The 20,155-nt window shown below is 67.3% G+C and carries 14 protein-coding genes; 9 read left to right on the top strand and 5 right to left on the bottom strand.

Annotated elements, in window-relative coordinates; genetic code table 11:
* Positions 1-35: 35 nt before the first annotated feature.
* From AC07PE_RS02385 to AC07PE_RS02395, 3 genes are all read right to left on the bottom strand, one after another.
* A complete protein-coding gene (locus AC07PE_RS02385) occupies positions 36-2,579 on the bottom strand; it encodes an excinuclease ABC subunit UvrA (RefSeq protein ID WP_498761220.1) in 2,544 nt (847 codons plus the stop codon).
* 82 nt (positions 2,580-2,661) lie between these two features.
* The gene (locus AC07PE_RS02390) at positions 2,662-3,741 is read right to left on the bottom strand and encodes an SDR family oxidoreductase (protein WP_498761222.1); all 1,080 of its coding nucleotides are present in this window, start codon (positions 3,739-3,741) and stop codon (positions 2,662-2,664) included.
* A gap of 79 nt (positions 3,742-3,820) precedes the next feature.
* Positions 3,821-5,107: a glycosyltransferase gene (locus AC07PE_RS02395; RefSeq protein ID WP_498761224.1), complete on the bottom strand. Its 1,287-nt coding sequence runs from the start codon at positions 5,105-5,107 to the stop codon at positions 3,821-3,823.
* A gap of 170 nt (positions 5,108-5,277) precedes the next feature.
* On the opposite strand from AC07PE_RS02395, the gene AC07PE_RS02400 reads away from it, so the two are divergent.
* Positions 5,278-6,882, top strand: coding sequence for an ATP-binding cassette domain-containing protein (locus AC07PE_RS02400; protein ID WP_498761226.1), 1,605 nt, complete (start codon positions 5,278-5,280; stop codon positions 6,880-6,882).
* Between the two features lie 55 nt (positions 6,883-6,937).
* The gene (locus tag AC07PE_RS02405; protein ID WP_498761228.1) at positions 6,938-7,351 is read left to right on the top strand and encodes a GNAT family N-acetyltransferase; all 414 of its coding nucleotides are present in this window, start codon (positions 6,938-6,940) and stop codon (positions 7,349-7,351) included.
* A gap of 16 nt (positions 7,352-7,367) precedes the next feature.
* Here AC07PE_RS02405 and AC07PE_RS02410 read toward each other — a convergent pair whose 3' ends face one another.
* Both AC07PE_RS02410 and AC07PE_RS02415 read right to left on the bottom strand, forming a co-directional pair.
* A complete protein-coding gene (locus AC07PE_RS02410; RefSeq protein WP_498762944.1) occupies positions 7,368-7,835 on the bottom strand; it encodes a cyanophycin metabolism-associated DUF1854 family protein in 468 nt (155 codons plus the stop codon).
* Between the two features lie 5 nt (positions 7,836-7,840).
* Positions 7,841-10,123, bottom strand: a complete 2,283-nt coding sequence (locus tag AC07PE_RS02415) for a cyanophycin metabolism-associated ABC transporter (RefSeq protein ID WP_498761230.1) — start codon at positions 10,121-10,123, stop codon at positions 7,841-7,843.
* A 228-nt stretch (positions 10,124-10,351) separates the two neighbouring features.
* On the opposite strand from AC07PE_RS02415, the gene AC07PE_RS02420 reads away from it, so the two are divergent.
* The 7 genes from AC07PE_RS02420 (at position 10,352) to AC07PE_RS02450 (ending at position 20,089) form a co-directional block, all read left to right on the top strand.
* The gene (locus tag AC07PE_RS02420; RefSeq protein ID WP_498761232.1) at positions 10,352-12,508 is read left to right on the top strand and encodes a cyanophycin synthetase; all 2,157 of its coding nucleotides are present in this window, start codon (positions 10,352-10,354) and stop codon (positions 12,506-12,508) included.
* A gap of 15 nt (positions 12,509-12,523) precedes the next feature.
* Entirely contained in the window at positions 12,524-15,100 is a 2,577-nt protein-coding gene (gene cphA, locus AC07PE_RS02425; protein WP_498761234.1) for a cyanophycin synthetase, read from the top strand.
* Positions 15,101-15,230: 130 nt separating this feature from the next.
* Positions 15,231-15,584 (top strand): hypothetical protein, encoded by a 354-nt coding sequence (locus AC07PE_RS02430; RefSeq protein ID WP_498761236.1) that lies wholly within the window; start codon positions 15,231-15,233, stop codon positions 15,582-15,584.
* Positions 15,585-15,662: 78 nt separating this feature from the next.
* Positions 15,663-15,920, top strand: a complete 258-nt coding sequence (locus tag AC07PE_RS02435) for a hypothetical protein (protein WP_498761238.1) — start codon at positions 15,663-15,665, stop codon at positions 15,918-15,920.
* 147 nt (positions 15,921-16,067) lie between these two features.
* Complete coding sequence (locus tag AC07PE_RS02440; RefSeq protein WP_498761239.1) at positions 16,068-16,286, top strand: hypothetical protein; 219 nt, start codon at positions 16,068-16,070, stop codon at positions 16,284-16,286.
* Positions 16,287-16,379: 93 nt separating this feature from the next.
* Positions 16,380-19,079 (top strand): DNA mismatch repair protein MutS, encoded by a 2,700-nt coding sequence (mutS, locus tag AC07PE_RS02445; RefSeq protein ID WP_498761241.1) that lies wholly within the window; start codon positions 16,380-16,382, stop codon positions 19,077-19,079.
* Positions 19,079-20,089, top strand: coding sequence for a hypothetical protein (locus tag AC07PE_RS02450; RefSeq protein ID WP_498761243.1), 1,011 nt, complete (start codon positions 19,079-19,081; stop codon positions 20,087-20,089). Before mutS ends, AC07PE_RS02450 begins: the two co-directional genes overlap by 1 nt.
* The last annotated feature ends 66 nt before the right edge of the window (positions 20,090-20,155 follow it).

Below are 20,155 nucleotides of genomic sequence, written 5' to 3' on the forward strand. Positions count from 1 at the left end.
GCCGCGTTCTGTTGAACCCGCTTTGTACCGTGATGTTAGCGTAAATACCGGGCAAGATAGGGGGCAGTTCGGCTCGCGCGGACGCCAGCCACCTTCTTCGGCGGCCCCGAGGCCACCACGGTGCCGCCCGCCTCGCCGGCGCCGGGACCGATGTCGATGACCCAATCGCAGGCGGCCGCCACCCGCATCGTGTGCTCGACCATGATGACGGTATTGCCGGCGTCGACCAGGCGGTTCAGCTGGGCGACCAGGCGGTCGGTGTCGAGCGGATGCAGGCCGGTGGTCGGCTCGTCCAGCACGTACAGAGCGCCGCCGCGGGTGGCGCGCTGCAATTCCGTCGCCAGCTTGATCCGCTGGGCCTCGCCGCCCGACAGCTCGGTCGCGCTCTGCCCCAGGCGCAAATAGCCCAGACCGACTTCGCGCAGCACCTGCAGCGGCCGCGCGACCGCTTCCTGGTCTTCGAAAAAGGCGTGGGCTTCGTCCACCGTCATGCGCAGCACGTCGGCGATGTTCTTCTCTTTATAAGTGATCTTCAGCGTGTCGGCGTTGTAGCGCGCACCTTCGCAGGTCGGGCAAGGCGCGTAGACGCTGGGCAGGAACAGCAGCTCGACCATCACGAAACCCTCGCCGGCGCAATGCTCGCAGCGGCCCTTGGCGACGTTGAACGAGAAGCGCCCGGCATCGTAGCGCTTCTTCTTCGCCGCCGGGGTGGCCGCGAACAGCTTGCGCACCTGGTCGAACAGGCCGGTATAGGTGGCGAGGTTGGAGCGCGGCGTCCGTCCGATCGGCTTCTGGTCGACCCGCACCAGGCGTTTTACGCCCTCCATGCCGCTCGCGATGCGGCCTTCGGTTTCGATCTGCGGCTCCTGCTCCAGGCCCGGCTCCAGCTCCGCTTCCTCCTCGGGCGCGCCCTGCCCCAACGCCTCGGTGACCAGATCGACCAGCACCTGGCTCACCAGGCTCGACTTGCCGGAACCGGACACGCCGGTCACGCAGCTCATCACGCCGAGCGGGAATGCCACCTGCAGATCGTGCAGGTTGTTGCGGGTGACGCCTTCGAGCTTCAGCCAGCCACTGGGCTCGCGCAGGGTGCCCGGTTCCGTCTTGATTTCATCGAACAGATAGCGCCGCGTGTGCGAACGCTCGACCTTTTTCAGTCCCTCCGGCGGGCCGCTGTAAAGGATCTCGCCGCCGCCCTCGCCCGCCTGCGGGCCGACGTCGACGATCCAGTCGGCGCAGCGGATCACGTCCAGCGCGTGTTCGACCACGAACAGGGAATTGCCGGCGCCCTTCAACTGGTCGAGGGCCGCCAGCAGCGCCTCGGTATCCGCCGGATGCAGGCCGGCCGAGGGCTCGTCCAGCACATACACCACGCCAAACAGGCTGGAACGCACCTGGGTCGCCAGCCGCAGGCGCTGCAATTCGCCCGGCGACAGGGTCGGCGTGCTGCGCTCCAGCGCCAGGTAGCCCAGGCCGAGGTCGAGCAGGACCCCAAGGCGCGCACACAGGTCGGCGGCGATGCGCTTGGTGACGATGAGCTGCTCCGGGTGCTTGGCGGCCGCGGTGTGCGCGGGCACGTCTCCCTTGGCGAAAGGCTTCATCAGCTGCGCCAGGCGTTCGAGCGGAAGGCGCGACAGCTCGGTGATATCCAGGCCGGCGAAGGTCACCGACAATGCTTCCTGGCGCAGCCGCTTGCCGCGGCACAGCGGGCACTCGGTGCTGACCATGTAGCGCGCCACGCGCTTTTTCATCGACGCGCTTTCGGTGTTGGCAAAGGTCTGCAGCACGTAGCGGCGCGCGCCGGTGAAGGTGCCCTGGTAGCTGGGCGTCTCCTTGCGCTTCAGCGCGCGCTTCGTCTCCTCGGGCGTCAGGCCGGCGTAGACCGGGACCGTCGGTGTCTCGTCGGTGTACAGGATCCAGTCGCGGTCCTTCTTCGGCAAGTCGCGCCAGGGCGTGTCGACGTCGTAGCCCATGGTGACGAGGATGTCGCGCAGGTTCTGGCCATGCCAGGCCGGCGGCCAGGCGGCGACGGCGCGCTCGCGGATGGTGAGCGTATCGTCCGGCACCATCGATTCCTCGGTCGCTTCATACACGCGGCCCAGGCCCGAACACTGCGGACAGGCGCCTTCCGCGGTATTCGGCGAAAAGGACTCGGCATACAACAGCGGCTGATCCGGCGGATAGTCGCCGGCGCGCGAATACAGCATGCGCAGGGAGTTCGACAAGGTGCTGACGCTGCCGACCGAGGAGCGCGCGGTAGGCGTGCCGCGCTGCTGCTGCAGGGCCACCGCCGGCGGCAGGCCGTCGATCTCGTCGACTTCCGGCACCGGCATCTGGTGGAACAGCCGGCGCGCGTAGGGCGACACCGATTCCAGGTAGCGCCGCTGCGCCTCCGCGTACAGGGTGCCGAACGCCAGCGAGGACTTGCCGGAGCCGGAGACGCCGGTGAACACGACCAGGGCGTCGCGCGGCAGCTCCACGTTCACGTTCTTGAGGTTGTGCTCGCGCGCGCCACGCACGCGCACGCGGCCGTGGTCGGCGTGAGTCGATGGTGTCTCAGCTTCCTGCTTGCGGCGCATTGGCCCTCCGGTGAGCTTGTCGGGATGGGGGCATTACATCGCAGCGGGCTGTTTCCTGCGGTGCGGTGGCGCACCCATGCGGTCAGGGAATCAGGCGCTGCGCCCGCAAAGCCGCAAACAGGTCGAAGAAGGAATCCTCGGTAGCCTGCCAGCAGGCAAATCCCAGCCGGCGGCTGTTGGCCATGTCCGTCATCACTTCGATCGGGCGGCCGAGGTCGAGGTCGGTGTGCCAGGGCGAGGCCAGGCGGCTCAGGTCGGCCTCCTGCAGGCCGTGGCGGCGCGCCATGTCGGCCCAGAGTTCGGCGTCGTTCGCCATCGCGGCTTCCAGCGACTGCACGGTGCCGCTCCAGCCTTCGGCCTGCACGCCGAACCAGGCCGCGAGCCGGCGCCACAGCCAGCTCCAGCGGAAATAATCGCCGTTGGTGATGTTGAAGGCTTCGTTGCGCGCGGCGTCCGTGTCCGCGGCCCAGCGCAGTTGCTTTGCCAGCATGCGCGCATCGGTGACGTCGCACAGGCCGTTCCACTGCGCTTCCGATCCCGGGAACTGGAAGGGGCGCCCGGTTTCCTTGCAGATCGAGGCGTACACGGCCAGCGTGGTGCCCATGTTCATGGCGTTGCCGACCGCCATGCCGATGATGCTGTGCGGGCGGTGGATGCTCCAGGTGAAGCGGTCGCGTGCAGCGGCGGCGTAGACCTCGTCTTCCTGGGCATAGTAAAAATTGTCGAGCGGCAGGCGCGGCTGGGATTCACGCAGCGGCGTGTCCGGCAGGGTGCCGGAGCTGGCATAGGCTTCGAAGGGGCCAAGGTAGTGCTTCAGGCCGGTCACCAGCGCCACGTGGCGCAGCGATTTCTTCGAGGACAGCGCATCGAGCAGGTTGCGCACCAGCAGTGCGTTGACACGGATGTTTTCGGCCTCCGTGGCCTGGCGCATCCAGGTCGTGATGAAGACGTGGGTGGGCGCATCGTTGCCCATCGCTTCAGCCAGCGCCGCTTCCAGTCCGACCACTTCGAGCAGGTCGGCCGCCACCGGGATCAGGCCCGGCAGGTCGCGCGGCGGATGGCGCGCCAGGCCGTAGACGGTCCAGCCATGGGCCAGCAGCTCGCGGGCGGTGTAGCGGCCGCCGATGCCGCTCGCGCCGACGACCAGTGCGCTTCGTTGCATGTGCTCTCCAGGGAAATCGCGGGAAAACGCCATTCTTGCGCGCTTTCGGCGGCGGCCGGCGCGCCGTTGCCCTGGCTCATCAATTACGGCTGGCGGCGAGGATTTCCAGTTGCGCGCACAGGTCCTGCAGCGCCTGCTCGGGGGCGAAGCGCCTGGCGATCTCTCGGCTGCGCCGGGCCAGGGTGTCATCGCCGAGGATGCCTTGCAGGGCCCGCGTCAGCCTTTCTTCGTTGAGCTTCGACGCCGGCAAACTGCCACCGGCACCCAACGCCCTCACGCGCGCCGCGTTGTCGAACTGGTCGTGCGCCAGCGGCACCACCAGCTGGGGCGTGCCTGCGCGCAGGCATTCCGCCGTGGTGCCGATGCCGCCGTGGTGGGCCAGTAGCGACAGGTGCGGCAGCAGGCGGCGCAGCGGCACATACTCCTGCCACAGGATGCCCGGCGGCAGCGCGGCCGGCAGTTGTTCCCGGTGCGGGGTCAGGAAGATGGCGCGCAGGCCGAGCTGCTGTACTGCCCTGCTCGCGTGCTCGAAGTAGGCGCGCGCCTGGGTGTTGCCGGTGCCGTGGGTGAATGCGAGCGGCTTGCCGCCTTGCTCCGTCGCCAGGAAGGCTTCGAGCTCGGGCGACATCGCCGCATCCAGCTTCGGATCGAACAGCGGAAAATCGGCGCGGTACAAGGGCTGGGGCCAGTCCGGCTGGGTCGGTGCGAACCAATCGGGGAACAGCGTGACCGACAGCTCGGGCACGGCAAAGATGTGATCGAGCAGGCTGCCTGCCGCCGGCAAGCCGCGCGCCTGTCGCGCCGCGTTCACGTCCGGTATCGCCACCGGATCGATGAAGGCCGCGGCCAGGCGCCGCAGCAGCCAGCACCGCAGGGCGAGCGGCACCCAGCGCGGCACCGGCCAGGGACCGAACATCAGCGGATCGTGGACGGTCGGCAGGTTCTGTGGCGCGAGGTAAGCCGCGACCACCTTCAGGCCGGGACGCTGCGCCCGACATAAATCTGCTTCCGGCAGCGCCAGCGGATGCGCCAGCAGCACGAGCGGCTCGTCCTGCGGCAAGGCGTCGACGAAGGGCAGGATCTGCGCCATCGCCGGCCGGGTCGCGCGCCAGACCACGCCGAAGCCGCGCGTCGGATGCCAGAGATCGGGGTCGGCCAGCACGGCCGGGTCGGCGGGCAGGCCGACGAAAGGCAGTCCGGAGCCGGCGACGTAGGGCTCGTGCTGTTCGGGCGCGAGGAAGCTGACGCGGTGGCCGCGTTCGCGCAGGGCCAGCGCCATCGCCATGAAGGGAAAGAGGTCGCCGGCCGAGCCGATCGTGACGACCACGAAGTGCGTGCGGGCTGACAGTACTGGGGTGTCGCTCATGTGGAACACTCTACGCCAATCCTGCTAGAATCGCTGCTCAGTACACACGGAGGATTCCACCCATGCGCCTGTAATGCCCGCTCTCGCGAACACCGCGACAGCACAGAATTCCCACCGCCGCTTTCGCACGAAGGCAGGCGCGGCTTCGACTGGCATTATAAGGATCACACATGGCGCATCCCTACCTCCTGGCCCTGCACGGGCTCGATATCGCCCTTCCCGACGGGCGCATCCTGTTCCACGACCTGCATGAAACGCTCGGTGCAGAACTCGTCGCCCTGATCGGCCCCAATGGCAGCGGCAAGTCCTCGCTCGGCCGCGTCCTCGCCGGGCTGGCGGAACCGCTGCATGGCCGCGTCGAACGTGCCGTCACCGTCCATTATGTCGAGCAGCAGACCGGGCAGGTAGCGGCATCCAGCCTGGCCGAACTGGCCGGCCTCGATGCGCCGCTGAGCGCCCTGCGCAGGCTCGCTGCAGGCGATGCCCGCGACGACGATTTCGACACCATCGGCGAGCGCTGGGACCTCGAAGCGCGCTGGCAGGCGATGCTGTCACAGGCCGGGCTGACGGAAGCCATGGCGCCCGCATCGCTGTCCGGCGGCCAGCGCACCCTGCTCTCCCTGATCGGCGCCTTCTGCAGCGAAGCCGGCTTCCTGGTGCTGGACGAACCCAGCAACCATCTCGACCGCGAACGGCGGCGCTTCCTCATCGAACAGATGCAGGCCTGGCGCGCAGCGGGCCGCGGGCTGCTGCTGATCAGCCACGATCGCGAACTGCTGGAGCACGCCGACCGCACGCTGGAAGTCCACGCACACGGCTTGCGGCGCTATGGCGGCGGCTGGTCGCTGGTGGAGGCCCAGCGCGGCGCCGAGTTGGCGGCGGCCGCATCGCGGCTGGAGCGTGCACGTGTCGAGCGCCGCAGCACGGAAGCGGCGATGCGGGAAGAAGCCGAGCGCGCCGCGCGCAAGAGCGCCCGCGGCGCACGTGCGAAAGCGGCCGGCGGCCAGCCCAGGATCGTCCTCAACGCCCTGCCCCAACGCGCGCAGCAGACCGACGGTGCGCGCGCCGAGCGCCATGCGCAGCGGCGCCAGGACCTGCAGCAGGATGTGCTCGATGCCTTCGATGCGCTGGACGGCGCTTTGGAGCGGCCCAGCTTTCCGATGCTGGACCTGCAGATCCCGGATGGCCAGGCGGCCGTGGTGCTGGAAGAGCTGGTGGCGCCCTGGGGACCGTCGCAGCCGCTGGACTGGGGTGCGAGCGGCGCCGCCAGGATCGCGATCCGCGGGCCGAACGGCTGCGGCAAATCGACCCTGTTGCGCACGATCGCCGGCGAAATCGCACCGTTGTCGGGCCGCTGCCGCACCCTGCCCTCGGTACTGCTCGACCAGCACCTGGCCATGCTCGATCCTGCACGCAGCCTGCTGGAACAGCTGCGCAGCGCCGCCACGCAGCACGACGAGGGACGCCTGCGCCAATACCTGGCCCTGGCCGGCCTCAAGCCGGACCGCGTGCTGCGGCCGTCGGGAAGCTTGAGCGGCGGAGAAAGGATGCGCGGCGCGCTGCTGTGCGCCGTGCTGCGCGAGCCGGCGCCGCGTTTGCTGTTGCTGGATGAGCCGACCAATCACCTCGACCTGCATGGGGTCGAGGCGCTGGAATCGATGCTGGCGTCGTGGGAAGGCGCGCTGGTCGTCGTGTCGCACGATGAGCGCTTCCTGGACAGACTGGGACTCACCCATCGGCTGGACTGGCATGCGGGACGGTGGATTGCCAGCTGAGCATTTGCCGCTGAGGGCGAGGTAAGATGAAGCTTGCACATTCAAGGACAAGCCTATGGACCAGAATTACGATTGCCGCCTCGAGATCCCGTCGGTCGACGACTATCTTCGCTTGCGCCTTCATGCAGGATTGACGCCGCGCAGCGCCGCTGCCGCGCAAGCCGGGCTGCCGAATACGGTAGCCGGCGTCGTCGTCAGGCACGGGGCGCTCGCGGTGGGGATGGGCCGGGCGGTCGGCGACGGCTTGTTCTATCAGATCGTGGACATCGCCGTCGAACCCGCGCACCAAGGCAAGGGCCTGGGCAAGATGATCGTGAGCCGCCTGATGGAAGAGCTGCAGCAGCTCGCGCCTGCCGAAGCCTATGTGAGCCTGATCGCGGACGGCCGCGCGAACGAGTTGTACGCCCAGTACGGATTCGTGCCGACGGCGCCCGCCTCGATCGGCATGGCGCAGTGGCTCAATCGCTGAGGCGCGGCAGGTCCGCTTACAGGAAGCGGTCCAGAATCTTCCGGCTACCTTTGTCGATCGCGAACATATCGCGAATCAGGAAGTGAATCCCATGGCTGTCGGCGATCAGCAGCGAATAAGCGCCCAGGCGGCGGATATCCTCCTCGCCCTTCAGCACGAACTCGGTATCGCCGCGGTCGGTCTTGACGGTCCAGGTCGATGGCGTGGCAAAGCTGGACACGCCCTTGATCGACTGGATCTCGGGCATGAATTCGCGCCCTTCCAGCTCCTCGGTCACCAGCGCGCGGACTTCGGGGGACACTTCCGACAGGTCGTCGATCCAGGCGACTTCCTTGCCGCCGTCGCGCACCAGCGAGATGCCGCGGGTCGGCGCCTGAACCGGGAAGGAGCGCACCGGCGCCACGCCGACGAATTCCTCGCCTTCGGCATTGGTCAGCACCAGCTTGCCGAAGCTGTCGCGGCGTAAGTTAAAAGCAGTCGTCATCATTCTTAATCTTCCTTGCCTTCGTCGTCCGGACCTTCGTCGACGTTGCGCGCCTGCGCTTCGTACAGGCGGTAGTAGGCGCCCTCGGCGGCCATCAGCTGGTCGTGGTTGCCCTCTTCCACCACCACGCCGCGGTCCAGCACGACCAGGCGGTCGGCGCGGTGCAGGGTCGACAGGCGGTGCGCGATCGCGATCGTGGTGCGGCCCTGTACCAGGTTGTCGAGCGCCTTCTGGATTTCCTTCTCGGTTTCCGAGTCCACCGAGGACGTCGCTTCGTCCAGGATCAGGATCGGCGGGTCGATCAGCAGTGCGCGCGCGATCGAAATGCGCTGGCGCTCGCCGCCGGACAGGCCCTGGCCGCGCTCGCCGACCATCGAGTCGTAGCCCTGCGGCAGGCGCAGGATGAATTCGTGGGCGTGCGCGGCGCGGGCGGCGGCGATGATGTCTTCGCGGGTGGCGTCCGGCTTGCCGTAGGCGATGTTCTCGGCAATCGTGCCGAAGAACAGGAAAGGCTCCTGCAGCACCAGGCCGATGTGGCGGCGGTAGTCGGCCACGGCGAAGGAACGGATATCCTTCCCGTCCAGCAGGATCGCGCCCTCGGCCACGTCGTAGAAGCGGCAGATCAGGTTCACCAGCGTCGACTTGCCCGAACCGGAATGGCCGACCAGGCCGACCATCTCGCCGGCCTTGATCTTCAGGGAGATGCCGCGGTTGACCGCGCGGTTACCGTAGCGGAAGCCGACTTCGCGCAGCTCGATGTTGCCCTCGACCTTGTCGATCCTGGCCGGATTCACGGGGTCCGGCACGCTCGAGACGTGGTCGAGGATGTCGAAAATGCGCTTGGCGGCCGAAGCCGACTTCTGCGTCACCGACACGATGCGGCTCATCGAATCCAGGCGCACGTAGAAGCGGCCGCTGTAGGCGATGAAGGAGGCCAGCGTGCCGACGGTGATTTCGCCGCGGCTGATCTGCCAGATACCGAAGCACCAGATCACCAGCAGGCCCAGCTCGGTCAGCAGCGAGACCGTCGGCGAGAACAGCGACCAGACCTTGTTCAACTTGTCGTTCACGGCCAGGTTGTGCTTGTTCGCGTCGCGGAAGCGGGCGGCTTCGCGCTTTTCCTGGGCAAAGGCCTTCACCACGCGGATGCCGGGAATGGTGTCGGCCAGCACGTTGGTGACCTCGCCCCAGACGCGGTCGATCTTCTCGAAGCCGGTGCGCAGCTTGTCGCGCACCACGTGGATCATCCAGGCGATGAAGGGCAGCGGCACGAGCGTGATCAGGGCCAGCTTGGCGTTGATGCTGAACAGGATCACGCCCGTCATGATGATCATGAGGACGTCGGACAGGAAGTCCAGCAGGTGCAGCGACAGGAACACGCAGATGCGATCCGAGCCGCTGCCGATGCGGCTCATCAGGTCGCCGGTGCGCTTGCCGCCGAAGAATTCCAGCGACAGCCGCAGCAGGTGCTCATAAGTTTCCGAGCGCATGTCCGCGCCCATCCGTTCCGACACCAGCGCCAGGATATAGGTACGGCCCCAGCCGAGCGCCCAGGCCACGATGGCCGAGCCGAACAGGCCGCCCATGTACATGTAGACCAGCGAGGTGTCGATCGTCTTGCCGTTCTGGTAAGGGATCAGGACGTTGTCCATCAGCGGCATCGTCAGATAGGGCGGAATCAAATGCGCGCCGGTACTGGCCAACATCAGCAAGAATCCGAGAAACAGCTGCCCCTGATACGGCTTGGCGAAACGCCACAAACGGAACAGGGTCCAGGTGGACGGCGGGGTGTGCAGGACCTTGGTGCAGATCGGGCAATCTTCCTGGTCGGCGTCGAGCGGCGCCTTGCAGCTCGGGCAGGTGTGCTGCTCCGGCGGCTGGACGGCGACGCCAGTCAGGTAGCTCTGGACCTGGTCGTGGAACTGGTCGACCAGGCGGATCGCCTGCAGGTTCTGGCCCAGGGTAAAGCGCCAGGACGCCAGCAGGCCGTTGGCGTCGACCAGCTCGAGGTGGCCGACGCCGGCGTGATCGTAATGGCGCATGGCCAGGCCGGCGCGGTAGGGCCAGTCGCGCCAGTGGGTGTCGCCGGGGCTGCGTGTCAGTAGACGGATGTTGGTAACAACCAGTATCCCTTTGGTGAAACGTAATTTCGCGTCGAGGTCAACCTCGAGGGCGCTTAAAACGTTTTCCCCTGGCGCAAGCTTTTTCTGGACGTCCGCCTGCCATTGCTCGGGCAGGAAACTGGCTGTTGCCAGCGGTGCGGAAGGAACTAGTTGTTGAGTCGTCATGTGCTATCAGGAATTCGAAATGCGCCAAAAGTATGGAACGCTGAGCAGGGCACGCTGGTTGACAGGCGTACGGTATTCTATCGGCGGGGGCGAGACTGGCAGAATTCGGTTCAGCACGGTAAGCTTCGTTTCGGCAAGTATACAACATGTGCGCTGCAGCAATTCGGCACAAACATAAGGCAACGCTGCGGGGTGAGAGAGCGGTCACCGCGGGGCAAGATATTTTTCATGACAAACAAGAAAGACATTAAGATTCTTCGTGTAACCCACCTGCGTGGCCCGAACATCTGGACCTACCGCCCTGTCATCGAGGCCTGGCTCGACATCGGCGAACTCGAAGAATGTCCTTCGAACACCCTCCCCGGCTTCAACGACCGCTTGACCACTTGGCTGCCGGGACTGATCGAACATCGCTGCGGCGTCGGCGAGCGCGGCGGCTTCCTGGAGCGCCTGCGCGACGGCACCTGGGCCGGCCACATTCTTGAACATGTGGTCCTAGAGTTACAGAACATGGCCGGCATGAAGACCGGCTTCGGCAAGACCCGCTCCACCGGCGACCATGGCATCTATAAAATGGCATTCCGCACGCGCGACGAAGTCGTCGGCCGCGCTGCGCTCCAGGCCGGCCACGCGCTGCTGATGGCAGCCATCAACGACACGCCCTTCGACATGAAGGCCACGGTGGCGCAGCTGACCGAACTGGTCGACCGCTACTGCCTCGGCCCCTCGACCGCGAACATCGTCGATGCCGCCACCGATCGCCGCATTCCGTCGATCCGCCTGACCGAAGGCAACCTGGTGCAGCTCGGCCACGGCGCGGCCCAGCGCCGCATCTGGACCGCCGAGACCGACCGCACCAGCGCCATCGGCGAAAGCATCGCCAGCGACAAGGACCTGACCAAGACCCTGCTCGCCTCCTGCGGCGTGCCGGTACCGGAAGGCAGCGTGGTGCGCAGCGCGGACGCCGCCTGGGAAGAAGCCGAGGACATCGGCCTGCCGGTGGTGATCAAGCCGGTCGACGGCAACCATGGCCGCGGCGTGACCCTGAACCTGATGAACGAAGCGGACGTGAAGGCCGCGTATGCGATCGCCGCCGAAGCCGGCGACTCCAGCGCCGTGCTGGTCGAGCGCTACGTGCCCGGCAACGAGCACCGCCTGCTGGTGGTCGGCTCGAAAGTGGTCGCCGCCGCCAAGGGCGAATCGCTGTTCGTGACGGGCGACGGCAAGTCGACCGTGACCCAGCTGTGCGACAGCCAGATCAACACCGACCCGCGCCGCGGCACCAGCGAGGAACACCCGCTCAGCCTGGTTACCCCGGACGATGACGAGATCAAGCTCGACCTGCAGCGCCAGGGCCTGACTCCCTCCTCGGTCCCGCAAGCGGGCCAGAAAGTGCTGATCCAGCCGAACGGCAACGTCGCCGACGACGTCACCGACGAAGTGCACCCGGACGTGGCCTACGTGGCGGCGCTGGCCGCGCGCGTGGTCGGCCTCGACATCGCCGGCATCGACCTGGTGTGCGAAGACATCTCGCGCCCGCTGGAAGAACAGCGCGGCGCCATCATCGAAGTCAATTCCAGCCCGGGCCTGCTGGCCCACATCAAGCCGGCCACCGGCAAGCCGCGTGAAGTTGGCAAGGCCATCGTCGCGCACCTGTTCGCGGACGGCCAGCCGGCGCGCATCCCGCTGGTCGGCGTGACCGGTTCGGAGGGCGCGAGCCTGGTGGCGAACCTGATCGGCACGGTGCTCTACCAGTCCGGCAAGCACGTGGGTGTGGCCAACCGCAAGGGCCTCTTCCTCGACCAGCGCCGCGTCACCGGCGCCGACTGCACCCGCTTCGACGCCGCCCAGCGTCTGCTGATCAACCGTAACGTGCAGGCCGCCGTGTTCGAATCGAACGCGCGCGCCATCCTGACGGAAGGCCTGCCCTACGACCGCTGCCTGGTGGGCGTGGTGACCGGCATGGGCCAGGTGGCGGACGTGCAGGACCTGTACGTGCGCGACGAAGACGCCCTGTTCAACGTGGTCCGCAGCCAGATCGACGTCGTACTGTCGGAAGGCGCGGCGGTGCTGAACGCAGCCGATCCGCAAGTCGTGAAACTGGCCGAGCTGTCCGACGGCGGCGTGATCTTCTACGCGCTGGACGAGAACAACGACGTATTGAAGCAGCACCGCGCCGCCGGCGGGCGCATCGCCTTCCTGCGCGACAAGCACATCGTGCTCGCGCAAGGCAACGAGGATGCGCCGCTGCTGGGCCTGGCCAAGCTGCACCCCTCGGTGGCCGCCCAGCCTGAAGCCGTGCTGGCCGCCGCCGCCGCCGGCTGGGCGCTGGACGTGCCGACCGATTTGATCTGCGCCGGCCTGCGCAGCTTCGAGAACAAATAAAGGATAGAAGTTTTTATGGAAGTATCTCGCGTCCGGGCCCTGCGTGGTCCCAACCTCTGGAGCCACCACACATCGGTCGAGGCGATCGTCTCCTGCACGCCGGAGGAAGAATCGATCCAGCAGCTGCCCGGCTTCGAAGCCCGCCTGCGCGCCCTGTTCCCGCAGATCGGCGAGCTGCAGCCGATGGGTCATGACGACACCATCCCGCTGGCCCACGTGCTGGAAGTGGCGGCCCTGTCCCTGCAGGCGCAAGCCGGCTGCCCGGTCACCTTCAGCCGCAGCACCGCCACCATCGAACGCGGCATCTACCAGGTCGTGGTCGAGTACAGCGAGGAAGACGTCGGCCGCCTGGCCCTGACCCTGGCCGAGCAGCTGCTCCAGGCCGCGCGCGCCGACCAGCCGTTCGACCTCGACGGCGCCCTGCACCAGCTGCGTGAACTGGACGAAGACGTGCGCCTCGGCCCCTCGACCGGCTCGATCGTCTACGCCGGCGTGGCCCGCGGCATTCCCTTCCGCCGCCTGACCGAGGGTAGCCTCGTGCAGTTCGGCTGGGGCAGCCGCCAGCGCCGCATCCAGGCCGCCGAGATCGACGCCACCGGCGCCATCGCCGAGACTATCGCCCAGGACAAGGAACTGACCAAGAAGCTGCTCGACGCCGCCGGCGTGCCGGTGCCGCTGGGCCGCGTCGTCACCGACCCGGACGATGCCTGGGCCGCGGCCCAGGAGATCGGCCTGCCGGTCGTGATCAAGCCGAAGGACGGCAACCAGGGCAAGGGCGTGACCGTCAACGTCAACACCCGCGAGCAGCTGACGGCCGGCTTCCACGCCGCCTCCGAATTCCGCGACGACATCCTGGTCGAAAAGTACCTGCCGGGCCACGACTTCCGCCTGCTCGTGATCGGCAACAAGCTGATCGCAGCGGCGCGCCGCGACCCGCCGCACGTAGTCGGCGACGGCGTGCACACGGTGCGCCAGCTGGTCGACACCGTCAACCAGGACCCGCGCCGCGGCACTGGCCACGGTACCGCGCTCACCAAGATCCGCTTCGACGACATCGCCCTCGCCTCGCTGGCAAAACAGGGCTATGACGCCGAATCCGTGCCGCCGAAAGGCCAGCGCGTCACCCTGCGCAACAACGCCAACCTCTCCACCGGCGGCTCGGCCACCGACGTCACCGACGACGTGCATCCGGAAGTGGCGGCACGCGCCATCGCTGCCGCGCACATGGTCGGCCTCGACATCTGCGGCGTCGACCTGGTCTGCGACAGCGTGCTCAAACCCATCGAAGAGCAAGGCGGCGGCATCGTCGAAGTGAATGCCGCGCCGGGCCTGCGGATGCACATCTCGCCATCCTTCGGCAAGGGCCGCGCGGTGGGCGAAGCCATCATGGACACCCTGTACGCGCCCGGCGACGACGGCCGCATCCCGGTGGTGGCCGTGACCGGCACCAACGGCAAGACCACCACCGTGCGCGTGATCGCGCACCTGCTGGCGACCTCCGGCCTGCGCACCGGCATGACCAACACCGACGGCGTCTACATCCAGGGCCGCCGCATCGACAGCGGCGACTGCAGCGGTCCGCGCAGCGCGCGCAACGTGCTGCTGCACCCGGACGTCGACGCCGCCGTGTTCGAAACGGCGCGCGGCGGCATGCTGCGCGAAGGCCTGGCCTTCGACCGCTGCCAGGTCGCGGTAGTGACCAACATCGGCGCCGGCGACCACCTCGGCCTGAACTACATCACCACGCTGGAAGACCTGGCCGTGCTCAAGCGCGTGATCGTGCAGAACGTGGCGCCGGGCGGCATGGCGGTGCTGAACGCCGCCGATCCGATCGTGGCCGCGATGGCCGAGAACACCCGCGGCGACGTCACCTACTTCGCACTGGACGGCTCGCTGCCGCTGATGCAGAAGCACCGCGCGCAGGGCCGCCGCATCGTCTACGTCCAGGACGGCAAGCTGGTGGCGGCGCAGGGCAAGGTCGAGGAACGCATCGACCTGAAGGAAGTACCGATTACCCGTGGCGGCGTGATCGGCTTCCAAGTCGAAAACGTGATGGCCTCGGTGGCCGCGGCCTGGGCCGTCGGCATCGAGTGGAGCACCATCCGCACCGGTCTGAAGACCTTCGTCGGCGAGAGCGACAACGCGCCGGGCCGCTTCAACGTGTTCGACTACAAGGGCGCGACCGTGATCGCAGATTACGGCCACAACCCGGACGCGATCCAGGCCCTGACCCAGGCCGTGGAAGCGATGCCGGCCAAGCGCCGCTCGGTGCTGATCAGCGGCGCCGGCGACCGCCGCGACGAAGACATCCGCGACCAGACGCGCATCCTCGGCAAGGCCTTCGACGACGTGCTGCTGTACGAAGACCAGTGCCAGCGCGGCCGCTCGGAAGGTGAAGTCGTGGCCCTGCTGCGCGAAGGCCTGCAAGGCGCGCCGCGTACCAGCCACATCGAGGAGATCAAGGGCGAATTCGTCGCCATCGACCGCGCTCTGGAGCGCCTGCAGCCGGGCGACCTGTCGCTGATCCTGATCGACCAGGTCGATGAGGCGCTGGCGCATATTGCCAAGCGGGTGGCCGAGGCCAAGGCTTGAATCCGGTTTGACGCCGGTTGAACGATGGGCGCTTCGGCGCCCATTTTCTTTTGTCACAGTTAGCCATCGCACACGCTGCAGGCGGCTCATGCCTTACCATGAACGGTCACGACATCGCAGGGCAGTGATCATGAGCATTGACAAGCAAACAAGCGAAGAAGCCCCAGAACTCCCCTTCCGCTCCCTGCTCTACCGCTTCCTGTTCTTCGACTGGCTGTTCCGCGACGTCAGCGCCGCCAGAGACCGCATCGAGCGCCACGCTGCCTTCCAGCACAACCGCCGGATGAGCCGCTACCTGCCGGTCTACCTGCGCCGCTGGTCCTTCCTCACCGCCTTCGACTTCGCGCTCGGCGTGCTGTTCGAACGAGTGCTGCAGGCCGGCCTGCTGTCAGCCTGGTTCTTCACATGGACCTGCGTCACGCTGACCGGCATGGTGGTGATCACGGTAGCCTGGCTCATCTTGACGCACGCCAGACTCTCGTGAATTTCTTGATGCCAACTAAAATTTCTTAATCGCAAATACAGGATGATTGCCGCTACCCACACCACCAAGGAGGCAATCATGACTTACCTGCGCATCAGCATGCTGGAAGTTCCCCGTCTCTCCCCCGGCAAGCGCCGTTTCGAACGGCGCATCGACCAACACACGGCCAGCGACATCGGCGACGCCCTGCGCGCTGACAGCGTCCAGGCGGCGGCGATGGCAATGGACCACTTGCAAGTCGATGTCGACGTGGCGCTCCGCGTACTGGCCGGCAAAAACGACGACCGGGGCAAGAAGCGGCGACAAGCAGACCAGGACCTGCAGACCGCCGCCTAGATCAAGCTTTCCGCGTTTCCCTTCTCCAGTCCTGCGCCGGTCTTGCCGGCCAGGACTTCGTTGCTCACCGCCCCCTGTTACGTTGACCTTCGCTAAGTTGCCAACTCGGCAAGGCGAGATCATGACATTTCAATAACGGAGGACCATATGAGCTACCAGTGGATCGACGATCAGCCCCACGTTTCCAACGCCCGCCCCGCAACCCTGGGCGACCGCCGCACCGACCAGGAGACTGCCGAGAAAATCCGCGATGCGCTGCGAGCGCGCAGCGTTCATGCGGCGGCGCAGGCGCTGGAGCATCAGCAGGTCGATCTGGCGACGGCGCTGCGGGTGCTGGCAAAGCCGGAGTGGCGGCGTGCGTGTTGATAAACCGACCCATCTCCCTCTCCCCGCCCCGCCCTAACGCGGTAAAATGGCAACTTCAAGCCCGGCCCCCTGCCGGGCTTCGACTGAATAGCCATGAACGTCCCACACGAAATCAACGCCGCCGCGGCCAAGGCGCTTGCCTCCGCCGAAAAAGTCACGCCGATGATGCAGCAATACCTGCGCATCAAAGGCGAGTACCCGACCATGCTCGTCTTCTACCGCATGGGCGACTTCTACGAACTCTTCTTCGAAGACGCCGAGAAGGCCGCGCGCATCCTGGGCATCACGCTGACGGCGCGCGGCAGCTCGGGCGGCAATCCGATCAAGATGGCGGGCGTGCCCTTCCATTCGCTCGATCCCTACCTGGCCAAGCTGGTGAAACTGGGCGAGTCCTGCGCGATCTGTGAGCAGATCGGCGATCCGGCCCTGTCCAAGGGCCCGGTCGAGCGCAAGGTGGTGCGCGTGGTCACGCCGGGCACCCTGACCGATTCGGACCTGCTGCCGGAGAAGGCCGAGCGCCCGCTGCTGGCCGTGTGCACGGTCCCGAACCGCAAGCATGTCACCACCGGCCTGGCCTGGCTGTCGCTGGCGAGCGGCGCGCTGAAGCTGATGGAATTCACCGCCGACTCCAAGAACGCCGCGCTGCGCCTGGTGCAGGAGCTGGAGCGCATCGCGCCGGCCGAAGTGCTGCGCGCGGATGCCAATGGCGGCGACATGTTCGAAGAGAACGCGATCGGCCACCAGCAGCGCGTGCCGGAATGGCACTTCGAGGTCGTGCACGGCCACAAGGCGCTGCTCGACCAGTTGGGCGTGTCGACCCTGTCCGGCTTCGGCTGCGACGGCATGGGCGCCGCCTTCGGCGCGGCCGGCGCGCTGCTGCGCTATGCCCAGTCCACGCAGGGCCGCGGCCTGCAGCACGTGAAGAGCCTGGCCGTCGAATCGGAGTCCGAATTCATCGGCCTGGATGCCGCCACGCGCCGCAACCTGGAGCTGACCGAGACCATCCGCGGCACCGAAGCGCCCACGCTGTTCTCGCTGCTGGACGGCTGCCGCACCGCGATGGGTTCGCGCCTGCTGCGCCACTGGATCCACCACGCCAAGCGCGACCAGTCGGTGGCGCGCGGCCGCCACGAGGCGATCGCCGCGCTGGCCGAACACGATGCCGCAGCGAGCCTCTCGAGCACCCTGGCCCACGTGCCGGACGTCGAGCGCATCACCACCCGCATCGCGCTGCTCACCGCGCGTCCGCGCGACCTCGCATGCCTGCGCGACGGCCTGAAACAGCTGCCGGCGCTGCGCGAGCAGGTCGCGAACTGCTTCATCCCGGGCGACTCCTGCCTGCTGCGCGACATCCATGAAGCCATCGCCATCCCCGAGCACTGCCTGGACCTGCTGGCGCGCGCGGTCGCCGAGGAACCGGCCGCCATGGTGCGCGACGGCGGCGTGTTCGCACGCGGCTTCGACGCCGAGCTGGACGAGCTGCGCGCGCTGTCCGAGAACGCCGGCCAGTTCCTGGTCGAGCTCGAGGCGCGCGAGCGCGCCCGCACCGGCATCGCCAACCTGCGCGTCGAGTACAACCGCGTGCACGGCTTCTACATCGAGGTCACTAACGGCCAGGCCGACAAGGTGCCCGAGGACTACCGCCGCCGCCAGACCCTGAAGAACTGCGAGCGCTACATCACGCCGGAACTCAAGGCCTTCGAAGACAAAGCCCTGTCCGCGCAGGACCGCGCGCTGGCGCGCGAGAAGCTGCTGTACGACCTGCTGCTGGCAGACCTGGCCCCGCACATCGCCTGCCTGCAGACGGTCGCGCGCGGCCTCGCCCAGATCGATGCGCTGGTGGCGCTGACCTCCCACGCGGTGCGCAACAACTGGTGCAGGCCGCAGCTGGTGGACGCGCCCTGCCTGACGATCGTCGAGGGCCGCCATCCGGTGGTCGAGAACCAGATCGAGCGCTTCATCGCCAACGACTGCAAGCTCTCCAACGAGCGCCGCCTGCTGCTGATCACCGGCCCGAACATGGGCGGTAAGTCGACCTTCATGCGCCAGGTGGCGCTGATCACGCTGCTGGCCTATGTGGGCAGCTACGTGCCGGCGACCAGTGCGACGATCGGCCCGATCGACCGCATCTTCACCCGCATCGGCGCGTCCGACGACCTGGCCAACGGCCGCTCCACCTTCATGGTCGAGATGACGGAATCGGCGGCGATCCTGAACGGCGCCACCGAGCATTCGCTGGTGCTGATGGACGAAGTGGGCCGCGGCACCTCGACCTTCGACGGCCTCGCGCTGGCCTGGGCGATCGCGCGCCACCTGATCGACACCAGCCGCAGCTTCACCCTGTTCGCGACCCACTACTTCGAACTCACGCAGCTGCCGGAATCGCATCCGAGCGCGGCCAACGTGCACCTGTCGGCGGTCGAGCACAAGGACAGCATCGTGTTCCTGCACGCGGTGCAGGACGGCCCGGCTTCGCAGAGCTACGGCCTGCAGGTGGCCCAGCTGGCCGGGGTGCCGCCTGCGGTGATCCGTGCCGCGCGCAAGCACCTGGCGCGCCTCGAATCGCAGGCGCTGGATGCGACGCCGCAGCTGGACCTGTTCGCCGCCGCGCCCTGCGACGACGATGCCCTTGGCGATACGCTGGAAGACGCGCCGCAAGCCGCGGCCGCGGTGCAGGCGGTGGCGGAAGAATCGCCCGCTCTCACCCTGCTGGATGCGATCGACCCGGATGCACTGACCCCGCGCGAAGCGCTCGAACGGCTGTACGAGCTCAAGCGACTGGCCAGCGCATAATGCGTTTGTCCGTGCGCCTGCGCCTCGGCGCCTTGCTCGCCGCTGCCCTGTTCGCGAACGGCGCGCTGGCGGCAAAGGATGCGAAGGATGAGGACGAAGTCCACCGCTTCGCCGTCATCGGCCACAGCCTGGCCGACGGTGGCGAGGCCCGCCTCAAGCAGGCCATCGATGGCGCCGACGACAAGGCGACCGCCTTCGTCGTCGTCACCGGCATCAAGGGCGCCAGGGAAGCCTGCAGCGACAAGCTGTACCAGCAGCGCCGCGAACTGGTCGGCGATGCGCGCCGGCCCGCCATCGTGGTGCCGGCCGCCAGCGACTGGACCGAGTGCCGCAACAGCGCCGGCCGCACCAACGCCATCGAACGCCTGAACCGGATACGCGAGCTGTTCTACGCCGAGCCGCAATCGCTGGGCGCGCACAAGCTGCCGCTCACGCGCCAGTCGACGAGCCCGCGTTTCCGCAGCTATGCCGAGAACGCCCACTGGTCGGTCGGCAAGGTGCTGTATGCGGCCCTGAATCTGCCGGCCAACAACAACCACTACCTGACGGAAGCGGGCCGCAACAGCGAGTACGAAGACCGGATGGTGGCCAACCGCTTCTGGCTGAACCGCCTGTTCGCGATCGCCAGGCGCGACAAGCTGGAAGCGATCGTGCTGTTTGCCGAAGGCGATCTGAAGGCGATGTCGCAGCCGACCGGCCTGCGAGCCCTGCTGCGCCGCGCGGTGCCGGTGCCGGACAGCGACGGCTTTGCCGAGACGCGCCGCCAGGTGCTGACGCTGGCGCAGAAATTCCCGGGCAAGGTGCTGCTGGTCGACAGCGCACCGCTGGCCAAGGGCGCGAAGCCGGCAATCGAATGGCGCGGCAATCTCGGCCATCTGTCGGTGGGCAAGGAAGAGATCGAGGTAACGGTGGACCCGGCGGCCAAGGCCTTGTTCAAGGTCGGTGAAGTGGAAGAGCAGGACAAGCAGGAAAAACAGGAAGAATCCCGCCATCCGAAGGCGAGCAAATAGCGCTCAAATGAGCACATTGGAGTGCGCAATTGAGCACGGGCCGCAGCAAGCGGCCCGTTTTTTACC

This window comes from Telluria sp. GW821-FHT07G12 (assembly GCF_059418525.1).

Bases quoted from the DNA above. Each gene is read 5' to 3' on its own strand.
- AC07PE_RS02395 (WP_498761224.1), bottom strand. From the start codon at position 5,107: ATGAGCGACACCCCAGTACTGTCAGCCCGCACGCACTTCGTGGTCGTC.
- AC07PE_RS02410 (WP_498762944.1), bottom strand. From the start codon at position 7,835: ATGACGACTGCTTTTAACTTACGCCGCGACAGCTTCGGCAAGCTGGTG.
- AC07PE_RS02450 (WP_498761243.1), top strand. From the start codon at position 19,079: ATGCGTTTGTCCGTGCGCCTGCGCCTCGGCGCCTTGCTCGCCGCTGCC.
- AC07PE_RS02430 (WP_498761236.1), top strand. From the start codon at position 15,231: ATGAGCATTGACAAGCAAACAAGCGAAGAAGCCCCAGAACTCCCCTTC.
- AC07PE_RS02435 (WP_498761238.1), top strand. From the start codon at position 15,663: ATGACTTACCTGCGCATCAGCATGCTGGAAGTTCCCCGTCTCTCCCCC.
- AC07PE_RS02420 (WP_498761232.1), top strand. From the start codon at position 10,352: ATGACAAACAAGAAAGACATTAAGATTCTTCGTGTAACCCACCTGCGT.
- mutS (WP_498761241.1), top strand. From the start codon at position 16,380: ATGAACGTCCCACACGAAATCAACGCCGCCGCGGCCAAGGCGCTTGCC.
- AC07PE_RS02405 (WP_498761228.1), top strand. From the start codon at position 6,938: ATGGACCAGAATTACGATTGCCGCCTCGAGATCCCGTCGGTCGACGAC.
- AC07PE_RS02440 (WP_498761239.1), top strand. From the start codon at position 16,068: ATGAGCTACCAGTGGATCGACGATCAGCCCCACGTTTCCAACGCCCGC.
- cphA (WP_498761234.1), top strand. From the start codon at position 12,524: ATGGAAGTATCTCGCGTCCGGGCCCTGCGTGGTCCCAACCTCTGGAGC.
- AC07PE_RS02390 (WP_498761222.1), bottom strand. From the start codon at position 3,741: ATGCAACGAAGCGCACTGGTCGTCGGCGCGAGCGGCATCGGCGGCCGC.
- AC07PE_RS02415 (WP_498761230.1), bottom strand. From the start codon at position 10,123: ATGACGACTCAACAACTAGTTCCTTCCGCACCGCTGGCAACAGCCAGT.
- AC07PE_RS02400 (WP_498761226.1), top strand. From the start codon at position 5,278: ATGGCGCATCCCTACCTCCTGGCCCTGCACGGGCTCGATATCGCCCTT.
- AC07PE_RS02385 (WP_498761220.1), bottom strand. From the start codon at position 2,579: ATGCGCCGCAAGCAGGAAGCTGAGACACCATCGACTCACGCCGACCAC.